11 protein-coding genes are annotated in these 12,702 nt (G+C 27.3%); 3 read left to right on the top strand and 8 right to left on the bottom strand.

Annotated features, from left to right (window positions below):
* Positions 1-99: 99 nt before the first annotated feature.
* From CLSA_RS07240 to CLSA_RS07230, 3 genes are all read right to left on the bottom strand, one after another.
* A complete protein-coding gene (locus tag CLSA_RS07240; protein ID WP_022744760.1) occupies positions 100-411 on the bottom strand; it encodes a hypothetical protein in 312 nt (103 codons plus the stop codon).
* Between the two features lie 265 nt (positions 412-676).
* A complete protein-coding gene (locus tag CLSA_RS07235) occupies positions 677-1,300 on the bottom strand; it encodes an N-acetylmuramoyl-L-alanine amidase family protein (protein ID WP_022744759.1) in 624 nt (207 codons plus the stop codon).
* Between the two features lie 351 nt (positions 1,301-1,651).
* Positions 1,652-2,785: a hypothetical protein gene (locus CLSA_RS07230; protein WP_022744758.1), complete on the bottom strand. Its 1,134-nt coding sequence runs from the start codon at positions 2,783-2,785 to the stop codon at positions 1,652-1,654.
* Between the two features lie 332 nt (positions 2,786-3,117).
* Here CLSA_RS07230 and CLSA_RS07225 point away from each other — a divergent pair, with 332 nt between their 5' ends.
* Positions 3,118-4,293 (top strand): glycosyl hydrolase family 8, encoded by a 1,176-nt coding sequence (locus CLSA_RS07225; RefSeq protein ID WP_022744757.1) that lies wholly within the window; start codon positions 3,118-3,120, stop codon positions 4,291-4,293.
* A 257-nt stretch (positions 4,294-4,550) separates the two neighbouring features.
* On the opposite strand, the gene CLSA_RS07220 is transcribed toward CLSA_RS07225, so the two are convergent.
* From CLSA_RS07220 to CLSA_RS07200, 5 genes are all read right to left on the bottom strand, one after another.
* Complete coding sequence (locus CLSA_RS07220) at positions 4,551-5,348, bottom strand: tetratricopeptide repeat protein (protein WP_041716163.1); 798 nt, start codon at positions 5,346-5,348, stop codon at positions 4,551-4,553.
* A gap of 535 nt (positions 5,349-5,883) precedes the next feature.
* Positions 5,884-8,232: a bifunctional glutamate--cysteine ligase GshA/glutathione synthetase GshB gene (gene gshAB / locus CLSA_RS07215; protein WP_022744755.1), complete on the bottom strand. Its 2,349-nt coding sequence runs from the start codon at positions 8,230-8,232 to the stop codon at positions 5,884-5,886.
* A 428-nt stretch (positions 8,233-8,660) separates the two neighbouring features.
* Positions 8,661-9,734: a transglutaminase domain-containing protein gene (locus tag CLSA_RS07210; protein ID WP_022744754.1), complete on the bottom strand. Its 1,074-nt coding sequence runs from the start codon at positions 9,732-9,734 to the stop codon at positions 8,661-8,663.
* Positions 9,735-9,951: 217 nt separating this feature from the next.
* On the bottom strand, positions 9,952-10,605 hold the full coding sequence (locus tag CLSA_RS07205) for an HAD-IA family hydrolase (RefSeq protein ID WP_140395263.1): 654 nt from the start codon (positions 10,603-10,605) through the stop codon (positions 9,952-9,954).
* A 168-nt stretch (positions 10,606-10,773) separates the two neighbouring features.
* Positions 10,774-11,313 carry a nitroreductase family protein gene (locus tag CLSA_RS07200; protein ID WP_022744752.1) on the bottom strand — a complete coding sequence of 180 codons (540 nt, stop codon included), beginning with the start codon at positions 11,311-11,313 and terminating at the stop codon, positions 10,774-10,776.
* A gap of 269 nt (positions 11,314-11,582) precedes the next feature.
* Here CLSA_RS07200 and CLSA_RS07195 point away from each other — a divergent pair, with 269 nt between their 5' ends.
* Complete coding sequence (locus CLSA_RS07195; protein ID WP_022744751.1) at positions 11,583-12,125, top strand: NADH peroxidase; 543 nt, start codon at positions 11,583-11,585, stop codon at positions 12,123-12,125.
* 36 nt (positions 12,126-12,161) lie between these two features.
* Positions 12,162-12,488 (top strand): DUF1540 domain-containing protein, encoded by a 327-nt coding sequence (locus CLSA_RS07190; protein ID WP_022744750.1) that lies wholly within the window; start codon positions 12,162-12,164, stop codon positions 12,486-12,488.
* Positions 12,489-12,702 lie beyond the last annotated feature (214 nt).

Genomic DNA, 12,702 nt, shown 5'->3' with positions numbered 1-12,702 from the left:
TGTTATATTTTTATAAAATAAAAAGATTACATAATTATTTTTCAACTTTCTAGCTGTAATTATGTAATCTTTACTCATTTTAATCTTATGAAATATGTATCATTTTAAATCATTAACAACTTTATTTATTTTATCAGCCTTATTCAAAGCATCAGTCCATAATTCTTTTGAAGGAATTATTTTTTCTATCGTGGCATAAGTTTCTTTTATCACAGGCACGTTAATAAGATTTGTACTTTGAATAGACATTAACGCAAAATAGCAAACACCTAAAATCGCAATTATTTTTACTATTCCCTCTATTGCTTTCATTACAATATAAAAAGCAACAATAGCTACTACTATCAAAATAATAGTGTTTGTTGTTAAATGAATTGGATTTTTGCTTATTAAATCATTTACTTTTTCCATTTGTTTTCCTCCCTATTAGAACATAACTTACTGTAATAAAGATAATTTACAATCCTATTTCTTAACTAAATTCTTTTTCTCAATGTTAAGCACGTTCAAAAAAACAACATAATCCATTACCTTTATTATAGCCTATAAATTCTTTATATAAAACATATATTAGATATGTTTTATATAAAGAATTATGCTAAATGGTGGTGGAATCATTTATAGTTAAATAAAAATTAAAAAGACTCGGAATTGATTTCCAAGTCTTTAATACTTTTTATCTATTAAAAAATTTCCAAAATTTATGTTCTTGTTTTTCTACTCTTCTATCATTTTTCTTATCTTGCTTATCTAATAACTTCTCTATTTTTTCTTTGTTATCTTTCTTTGAACAACTTCCGTCATCATTAAAATTATCACGTGGTATCATTACAGCTGCACTCGTAGTACTTGTAGTATTAATATTATCAATTGGAACTACTACAGCTGCACCAGTGGTACTTATAGTGTTTATATTAGTTTCATCATTTATCCACGTACCATCTGAACTTAGTCTATAACCATTAATGATTATATCATGTGCCATATCTCCGTTTGCATTTAAGAAATACCACTTGTCCTCATCTTTAATCCAACCCGTTTTCATATATCCATTTGAATTTAAGAAATACCATTTGTCTCCATCTTTAACCCAACCTGTTTTCATATATCCATCTCTGTCAAAATAGAACCAATTATCTCCAATTTGTTCCCAACCAACTGAGTAACCGTTTCCATTCGAGTTCCACCAACCGTTATTATTTTGCCTCCATTTTGCTGAAGCCCCTACTGTAGGCATCCCTATAACTGTAATTGTTGTAATTGCTAAAGCCATTATTTTTTTACTTAATTTAGTTGTCATTTTCTCCACACTCCCATTATATTCATATTTTATCGCATATTTCATATATCGTATATTGTCGAAAAAACTTTAATTGTAAACTATTTTTATCTAAAATGATTGACTATAAATCTACTTCACATACTATTTATTTCTCTTCCTGTTAGGGTTAGCCACACATTTTGACATATAATAATTTCCTTGTATTAGAATAAAAAATGTAAATCTAAAATAAACATATATTTCTTCATAAAATTCTGCCTCAAGTTTATTTATATTGAATGAAAAACAATCTAGGAAATTTTATTATTCCCTAGATTGTTACTTTACATATTTTATTTTAATAGTTTTATTAAGCTTAAAATTATCATACTAGTTTATAGGTACTACATATACATTAGTATTTCTATCCATTTGTGCAAATCCGTTATCTTTTGAGGATAAAGTGTATACTCCTGTATATTGATCATATCTATAATTGCTATTCATAAAATTCTTTATTTCTGAATCGCTAGATGCTGCTGATGGACCATTTCCTGCTATCTTGCTATATTTCTTATATCCATCTCTATTATATAAAGCAGGTGCTGGTGATGAATATGATGTGAAATAAATGCTAACAGCTGCATTATGCTTTCCTGCTATATCAAAACTATTTTTAAACCAAGCGTTAAGATGTACAAATGCCGTTTGATCTAATTCACCTTTATTGTTATCTCCAGCTGGAGTTTCATCTATATACGTTGATCTATATAATTCTATAGCTGTCCCTTTAGATTTTAAATCCTTAACATATTCTCTGCAGGCTTCTCCTGTCCATTTGTTATTCAAATAGCTCTTTCCTCCATTAGACCAATATGGATCTAAAAGTGCTAGTCTGCTTGGTTTTAAGTTTTTAGATATTTGACCAGCATCTGCTGCATCATATACCCTCTTTGTTAAATAAGTTGCCATTTGATTTCCTAATGAGTGGCCTGCTATTCTTATATTATTTCCTTTGTAATTTTTCATAGCTTGTACATATGTATCATAAAAAAGTTCTCCTGCATTTTTATAATCACTATAATGATAGTTTCCGCTATGATCTCTCCATCTCATTTTTTGAGGTCCATTATTACTCCATATCTTTGCTTCTGCATCTGTTACGCTAAATTCATCTGAAAACATGTCCCAATAAAAGATACCTATATTCCATCCCTTATCAATCCATGCATCAGCTCCATTCACTACATTTCCATTTTCATCTTTAAAATTAAAACTTTCTCTCTTATTATTAGGTTGTGAATCTTTTTGCCATCCATGAACATAAATTATTGTAGGTTTAGTAGGATCAAAGTATCTATTAGATTGACCTGGTACAAATTTTTCTGACACATTGCCCTTTCCATACCAATATATTCCGTAGTCAGGTGTTAAATCTGCTGCTTTAGCTTGAATACCATTAATTAAGAAAATAGAAAAACAAGCTATAAAAAAAACACAAATTTTACATACTTTAGTTTTCATAAAACTCCCCCTAAATTTATAATAAATTTTATTTTTATATGCTTGATATTAATAAGTTCATAATCTGCATATAAATAATACTATAGGCAATATACACCATACTTGGCAGCAATTCAATATTATTGTAACTAAAGGTTCATATAAGGGAATAAAAGTGAATATACTCTTAAAATAAAGTAAATTTGTAATTCTTTTTACAATTTATAGTTATTCATATTTATCGAAGTATGTATAAATTTTATATGAAAACATATCCTTCATCGAAATTTGTGAATTTGATAAATTCCAATATTTTCAAATGTCCCTTTTGTTAAAAAACTTTTATTAATAAGGTGGTGATTACATTTTATAATCATTTATTAATTAATTATTATTCACAAACTAACTTAAATTCATCGCTTTTATCTTTTTATAATGATTGGAAATTTCGTTATTTAAGATCTATAAAAGGCTCTTATCCATTAAAAGAATATCTGCTTTATACTCTAGATCAGCCTACAGCTAATAATGCAATTACTACTTCAGAAGCAATGGGCTATGGAATGATAATATTTCCTATTATGAGTAAATTTGATCCTACAGCTAAAGTACATTTTACCGCATTATATAATTATATGAAATCTTATCCAAGCATTTATAATAATAATCTAATGGCATGGCAACAGATTAAAGATTCTAATGGCAATATTGTTAATAGTGAGCCTGAGCCATCTTCTGCAACTGATGGAGATATGACCATTAGTTACGGGTTAATTCTTGCTTATAAACTTTGGGGAGAAAATGATACTATTAATTATAAAGCTGAAGCAATTAAAAGAATTAATACTTTAATGAATAGTTGCGTAAACAAAAATGATTATATTTTAACTTTAGGAGATTGGGTTAAAGCAATACCGTATAATAATTTCAAATATGTTACTAGAAGCTCGGACTTTATGAGTTATTATATACGAAAATTTATTGAATTTGATATCAATAATAGTACTGAGTGGAAGTTAGTACTAAAAAGATTTCATTCTATTATTTCGAAACAAATGAGAAGAGAAAGTAAGTATAATGGTTTGATGCCTGATTTTTTTATAAAACATAACGATGAATATATTGCTCCAACTTTTAAAGTTCTTGAAAGCATTCATGATGGTGATTATTATTATAATAGCTGCAGAATTCCATGGCGTTATTCTATGGATATTCTTTTAAATAAAGTTCCAGTAACATTACAACTTCATACTTTAAATAATTGGATAAAAAGAGAAACTTTATCTAATCCTAAAAACATAAAATCTGGCTATTATATAGCAAATGGTTTTCCTGGAGAACCATTTGGTCATACTGATGATTTATCGTTTATAGCTCCATTTTTAATCAGCTCTCTAATTGAAAAAGGAAACGATAATTGGACTATTTCACTTTGGGAAACTCTATTAAATAAACCAATAACTAAATGTACTTTCTATGAAAATACTCTTAAACTTATATCAATGATAGTTGCCACAGGAGGTTATTAATTTTAATTATTAGGATTCAGATTGAATACTATCTGAATCCTAATAATTTGTTTCACTGCCATTGACAAAACTATACCTGTTTCATAACAATATAAAAGTATTTCCGATATTTTAGATTCAAAATAAAAAACAGATCATATTAAAATCTCATTCAATATGATCTGATATTCTTCATATATTATTTATATTGTTTTTTTGCAAGCTTTATAAACTCTTTTGTCGCTTGAGAAATATATACTGAATGTTCTTTTATTTACCTAAAACTTCTCACTTAATGCTTTTTGGGCTTTTTCAAGACCATGCTCTGCTGACCTTTCATACCAAGCATATGCTATTCGTAAATTTTGTTCTACACCTTTTCCTGTATAATACATTCCACCTAAATTATATTCTGCATATGGATACTCTTGATATGCTGCTTCTTCATACCACTTTAATGCATTTTCATAACTTCTAAGTGTTCCTTTACCTTCTTCATATAAATATCCTAAAGTATTTTGTGCTTTCATATATCCCTGTTTTGCACTTTTTTCATGCAATTGAAATGCCTTTTGATAGTTTTGAGCTACACCCTTACCATACATGTACATATTTCCAAGATTATATTGAGCATAAAAATCGTCTTGTTCTGATGCTTTCACATACCATTTAATAGCCTCTTCATAATCCGTTTTCGTTCCATCGCCTTCTTCATACATACAACCTAAATTACATGCTGCTTCTATATTTCCCTTATTGGCTGCTTTTTTAAACAATTCAATAGCCTTTATATAGTTTTTTTCAATACCAAAACCACAATAATACATATCACCTAAATTATATTGTGCAACATTATATCCTTCATCTGCAGCTTTTTTATACCATCTAAAAGCTTCTTCATAATTTTTTTCTACGCCATCTCCAATATAGTATCTATCACCTATAGTATTTTGAGCCCTTAAATTTCCTCTTAATGCATATTTCTTTAATTTCTTTAATTCCATATTTTCAAAGTTAATATCTGCTTCTTGGTAACTTTCCACGATCTTGTCCATGTATACTAAAACACCACTCAAATAATCATTCTCCCATCACACTTTTAGTTATATTGATTTATTCCGATTACTTATTTCTTAAATTTATTCATATATCTTATGTTAACTTTATACCATAAAACTAAATACTTATCTACTTAAAATTATTTCTTTTAATACAATTTAATTTAGTTATAAAGTTATTTAATTCTATCTAATGAAGTCATCTATCTATTTAGAAAATATAAGCCACCTAACAAATCAGTCTGGCCATTTTAATTATTATTTTTCACTTTTTTAGACCACATATATTAACTTATATGGCATATGCATACAAAGTATTCCTAAAATTATAGATAGGCAACTTGCAACTTAAAACTATATGATAATAAACTAAAGCTAAACATGAACTTTTTAATCAGCATGTAAGTTTTATATATTTTCCCAAATTGTACAAAAATATAACATAAAAAAATTATGCTTGCCAAACATACTATTTGGCGCATAACTTTTTCTTTGAATTTTTAGCATATTTGAAAATCAATCATTATTCATAATATTAATAATAAAATTCTAATTAAATAAAACCTAAAACTCTTAATACATCTTCACCAATTTTTCTTTCAGTCCCCTTAAAAGGATAGCAATGAATATGAATAGCTGGATTAAAGTTAAGTTCAATTATTGCATAGTTAGTATTTTCATCACGATAATTTTCTAATATCATATCAACACCACAAATCTTAGCTCCAGCTGCCCTAGCTGATTTAACTGCAATTTCCTTAAATTTTTCTGGAATGCACTCTGTATAATCTATACTGTCTCCACCTGTACTTATATTAGAATTTTCTCTTAGGTATACTATTTCATCTTTCTTAGGTATGTAATTAAAATCTTTATTTTGTTGCTTCAAAAATAATGCTGCATTTTCATCCAAATTTATCTTTTCAAGAGGTGTTACATAATGATATCCCCTTAACGAATCTTGATTTTTAATCTCTACAAGTTCTTTTATAGTTTTTTTACCATCACCTTTGACATTAGCAGGAATTCTACAAAGTATACCTGCGACCTTATCATCTGTAACTAAAAAACGATATTCTTTTCCTTTTATAAATTCTTCAATCAGCACTGTGTTATCATATTTAAATGCAATTTTAAATGCTTGGATTATACTATCTTCATCAGCACCTTCTGAAAATATACTTATACCAGTCCCAAAATTTGTTGATTTTGGTTTAATAACTATTGGCTTATGCACAAAATCTTTAATTATATTTGAAACTTCATATAATGAATTAACTTCTATTCCATTTGGAACTATAATATTGTTATCTTTAAGAATCTTTTTAGTAACACTCTTATTTTCCATTATTAAGATCGTAATATAATTATCCTTTGAAGTCTTAGTTGCTTGTTTCACGTATTCTACTTTGTCATCTTTTTTAAGACAAATGAAATTTTCTGCTTTGTCTACAACTTCAACACTTATTCCTCTTTTAATTGCTTCCTTCATTAAGATTTGTGTAGATAATTCTAATTCTTCATATCCTTCTAACTTAAATCGATTATTATAAGCATTTTCCTTATATTTTTTTGCTAAATTTAAGTGAGCATTAATATATCCTTGTTCTTTTACAATCTTTTCTATTCTATAAGCGTAAGTTAATTTATAGTTATTAACTTTTTTAATCATAGTATCTATAATATCTTCTTTTTCTAAATTAAGCTCATTATTTATCCTTTTAATATTTTGCAATATTTCTAAAGCCCATTCTTCCTTTGAAATAGATTTTCCATCTTTCTTTAACATAACTGACTTTTGACCAAATTTAGAAATTATATTTTGATTTTCTGTAGCATCTTCCTGCCATCTTTCATAGTCACTTTCTTCGTCAATAAGTAAAAATAAATTAAATACTTGAAGAAAATATAAGTCTTCTAAACTTATACCACCCTTTTCAAAAGGATTAATATCAATACTTCTATATTCTAAATATTTAATTCCATCTTTAAGAAGTGAATCTGAAAAATCTTTTACATCTGCTGGCTTTAATCTTACAGAACTATAGAGTTCCTTATGACTATTTATAACTTCATCATTTATAAATTTTTTTAAACTTTCAACATATTCTTCCACAGAGTTATAACTTGGAAATAAATCTACTTTATTTTTATATCCGCACTCACTATTTCTATAAGATAATGCTCCTTCATTTGTAAAACTACTTTTTGCAATTTCTTCAACAGAACTTTTACAACCACATTTATAGCTTTCATGTACAATACCACTAGCCCCCATTAAATATATAATGAGCCATCTATAACGAAGATAATTTCTTGAAACTTTTAAATAAATATTATTTTTAAAAGTTTTATATTCTAAATCTTTTTCATCTTGATCTATACATTTATTATGTAAAAATTCACTTTTAAATATTTCATTTCTATATAATTTTTCAATAAACTCCTCACTAAACGAAAAATTATAATGTATTCCACATATAAGCTGCTTTTTTCCACCATATTTTTTAATTAACTTTTCTCTATAAATTCTTGCATCTTTTCCTTGATTGTCATCTTCATATTCTGCAATTGGAATCTTGCTATCTTCAGGTACTATACTTGGCATAGATTGTGGCCATAAATATTCATCTCCAATTTCCATTGAAACAATATCATAAAGTGCATTTGTAAAACTAAAAACTTCTTCCACTTTTTTAAATGGAGGTGTTATTACTTCTATTTGACTTTCAGAAAAGTCTGTAGTTATGGACGGATTTTTAATTTTATCACCAAAAACAGTTGGATGTGAATTTAATGATATTTCTCCATCTTTATTTACTCTTAATGATTCCCTTTCTATTCCATAATTACCCCTTAATAATTCATAAGCAGTAAATACTTTTTTTAGCTTATTTAACACAATATTCTCCTCCTTTTATAACAATTATCTATAATATAATTCTTTAGTTTATCTTTAACTTTAAATGTATAAATATAATCTTTATTATTGTACCTATTACACTTATTTTGAATGCACTCTTATTATCTCCCAAACTCCTTATTATCCTTACATAAAATGCAATAAAAAATCAAAAAATATAGTAATACTATTTAATTCATATTCTGATTGCATTTTTATCCACTATATAGATGAACATCTATACTATACCATATTAATATAGTATAGACGTTCATCTATATTTAGTCAACTATTATAACCTTTAGTATTAAATATAAAAAAAATAACAGATAAACATATCTTATATTTAATCTGTTATTTTTTAATTTATAAACTTACTTATTTTTTTAATTATATAGAATTTCTTATTGAAGATTGAGGCAACCCGACTATGCTATCCAAACTCCATTTGTATCAACTACATATCCATTAATACTAGTATTAGTAGCCATTGCTCCAGTCGTTGGATAACAATAATACCATTTACTATCAGAATATATCCAGCCGTTCTGCATAATTCCATTATCACTTAGATAGTACCAATTATTATCTATAAGTTTCCACCCTATAGCATAATCCCCGTCATTTTTTAAGAAATACCAAAACCCATTTACAAGACACCACTTTCCATCTACAGATGATCTATATGTATAGATTGTTTGTCCATTGTTATTTAAATCATAATCTTCTTTACTTGTTACATTATTAGCACTTTCATTTACTTTATTAGATTGTAGAGTTTCTTGATAATTACTATCACACTTAGGATAATCACTGCAATTCCAACTAAATCCATCTTTTTTTAAATAATCGTCACTCTTAAGAAAGTATTTATCTATACTTACAGCATCATCATTCGTAACATCTAATTGGTACCACTTTCCACCAAGCTTTACCAAATTCCAGCCATGAGGTGTTCCACTTAAAGTTCCAATAACAATTCTATTTTCTATCCCTGCTAAATTAAGCATCTTATAAGCACTCATCGCATATCCTTGACATGTAGTTTTTCCTGTTGTCAAAGCAGAATACACATTATTAGATTGAAGTGCATAATCATATTCATATCTGTCTACTAAATATTTATTTATAGTTTTAACTTTATCAAAATCATTCATATTAGGAGTAATTATAGAATTTATTACTTTTTTAAGTTCTTCATCAATATATTCTTCTTGCTCTTTTGTCGTCCTATAAGCTACAATTAATGTCGCCTTATTTTCCTCTTTTTTATAACATAATTGACTTATTGATCTACTTAAATAATCGTCTTTTTTAGCAATATTTTGTACAACATCTATTACATCATCATTATAATAAGGAATTTCAAATTCTGTATCCCAATTTTTTAGATGATTATATATATAATTATCTAAGTTCTGATCAGATGCAAATACAGGTTGTACATATCCGGTACACATTAATATTAATATTACTACAATCCCTTTTATAATTTTCTTCATTCCTAAGCCTCACTTTCTATAAGGCACATGAAAGAAAATAACAAATCCCAAATGTCATGATTATTCTTCATCAGGCAAGAAATCTGATTTGTCCCACAGCAAGCTGTTAGCTGAATCTGCTAACGCAACATGATGGAAAATAAACTTAGCAGATGGACTTGTTATTTTTGAATGTGCTTAATAACTTATAATCTGCTAATCCTTTCTTAATTAGCATTTATAAAAGAATCTCTAATAAATCTTTTGGTTCTTTAGCTATATAATCTACTCTTGCTTGCGTTAACTCAACTACATCTCCATATCCATATAATACGCCCACAGATTTTAAATTATTTTCCTTTGCTCCAATAATGTCATGTTCTCGATCCCCAACCATAATTGCTTTTGATAAATCTGTGATTTTAGCTTCTTCTAATGCATATTTTATAACATCACCTTTTTTTACTCTTGTTTCTTTAAAATCAGCTCCACATATAAAATCGAAATATTTATCAATCTTAAAATGATTAAGAACTATCTTTGCATGTTCTTCTGGTTTTGAAGTTGCAACTATAATCTTTTTATTACTTTTTTGTAATTTTTCTAAAACTTCAGATATTCCACTGTACATCTTATTTTCATAAATACCTTTTTCAATATAATATTCTCTAAATTTCACAAGACCAAGATCTGCTTTTTCATCATCAAATCCATAAAAATTTTTATAAGATTCCTTTAAAGGCGGTCCCACAAATTTGCGTAAATCATCAAGATTACTAACCTCTATTCCAAAATATTTTAATGCATACTGAACAGCTTTAGTTATTCCTTCACCCGAATCTGTAAGAGTTCCATCTAAATCAAATAAAATATATTCAAAATTCTTTTTCAAAATAAATACCTCCATCAATTTTATAAATAACATTATACCATCAATCCATTGGTACTGCATTTTTAATATATAAGCTTCTCTAATAATTAATATATCTTATTTAATGTTTTTAGATTATAATTTCATCTATTTTTAACATTGCAATTTATTAATTTTCTTTCATGTGTCTTACCACTTCTCATAATGCACTATGTCTTCAAGTTTTTTTCTTGGTCTAGGATTTGGAACTTCATCAGGATATCCTATAGTCAAAACACAAAGTACATATTTATCATCAGGTATATTTAATACAGGTCTAAATTCAGCTTGAGTAAACCATGCAACCCAACAACTACCTAGTCCTAATTCTGTAGCTGTAAGCGACATGTGTTCCACAGCTATAGAAGTATCTCTAATTATTTGCTTTACTTCTTCCTCCTTACTATTTTCATCTAATGAAATATCTATATTTTCATCTATTCTACATCGTATATCTGCTACACATACAATTTGTATTGGAGCAGTAGTCATCCATTTTTGATTGTGCGAAACTTTTGCTACCTTTTCCTTGTTTTTTTGTGGTCTTATCACTATAAATTGCCATGGTTGAGTATTACTTCCTGATGGTGCAAGTCTACCACTCTCAAGTATTTCTAATAACTTATCTTCTTCTACTTCTTTATTCATATATTTTCTTATACTTCTTCGATTTTTTATAACTTCAATCATAATGTTTACCTCCTATTTATTAGAAATTATAGCATAACTATAAGTAAGTAACTATTAAATAATAATTTTTTAGAATTCTCCTAGCACTTCTGAAATTCATATTAAATCTAAATTGTTATTTAATAAGAAAATAATCTACTTTCACACTACTTCATCTATTTCATTTAAAAATACTTCTTATATAAATAATTTACATATATAATAGCCATAATATAATTATGGTTTCATTATACCTAATAAAAATATAATAAATTTATGGAGGAATTGTAATGAAAAAATTTATTTGTACAGTATGTGGTTATATCCATGAAGGTGATACACCACCTGAAGTTTGCCCTATCTGTAAAGTTGGAGCTGACAAATTCAAAGAAATGAAAGATGACTTAAATTTTGCTGATGAACATAGAATTGGTATACCAGACAATCTTGATGATGAAATCCTAGAAGGTTTAAGAGCAAACTTTATTGGCGAATGCACTGAAGTTGGTATGTACTTAGCTATGTCTCGTCAAGCTGACCGTGAAGGTTACCCTGAAGTTGGTGAAGCTTATAAAAGAATTGCATTTGAAGAAGCTGAACATGCAGCTAAATTTGCTGAAATTTTAGGTGAAGTTGTAGTTCCTAGTACAAAATCTAATCTTAGTGCCAGAGTTGAAGCTGAGTACGGTGCTTGCGAAGGCAAGAAGAAGCTTGCTACCTTAGCTAAACAAAATAATTTAGATGCAATTCATGACACAGTTCATGAAATGTGTAAAGATGAGGCTAGACATGGTAAAGCATTTAAAGGTCTGCTAGACCGATACTTTAAATAATTGTATTAATACGTAATTAAAAGGAGTGTAGTTTTTATGCAAAAAATTAATTGTGAAGTAACCAATTGCTCACATAACAAAAGTGGTGTCTGCTATTCTAATAGAGTAGATATTGGTGGAATAAATGCTTGTAGTGAAAGTGGAACTTGTTGCGGCTCATTTTTAAATGAAGCTCATTATGGTGATTTAACTTCTAATACTAATTCTAATTCTCATAGTCACTGTGATTGCCTTATTTGTAAAGTTGAAAGTTGCACTCATAATCAAAATACACTTTGCGATTTGAATTCAATAAATGTTTGTGGTTCATCAAATTCTCAAATATATTATGAAACTGAATGTGGAAGTTTTGAGGCTAAATAAACATTTTTTATTGTAACTTCATACAAATATCAAAGAAAAAAGTTATCGCTAAATTATTTTAGTTACGATAACTTTTTTCTTTTCTTTAAAACATAAATTGATAATCTAAATTTTCTTAATATAATTATTAAACTAAATGTATATATTAAATTTTAGCACTATACTAATTTTTTATGAATGTTTATTATGTCATGAAATTTCATAATTAAATCAT

Source organism: Clostridium saccharobutylicum DSM 13864 (genome assembly GCF_000473995.1).
Taxonomy (GTDB): Bacteria; Bacillota; Clostridia; order Clostridiales; family Clostridiaceae; genus Clostridium; species Clostridium saccharobutylicum.
The sequence above is the reverse complement of the archived record's forward strand: the minus strand, read 5'-3'. Positions and strand labels throughout refer to the sequence as shown.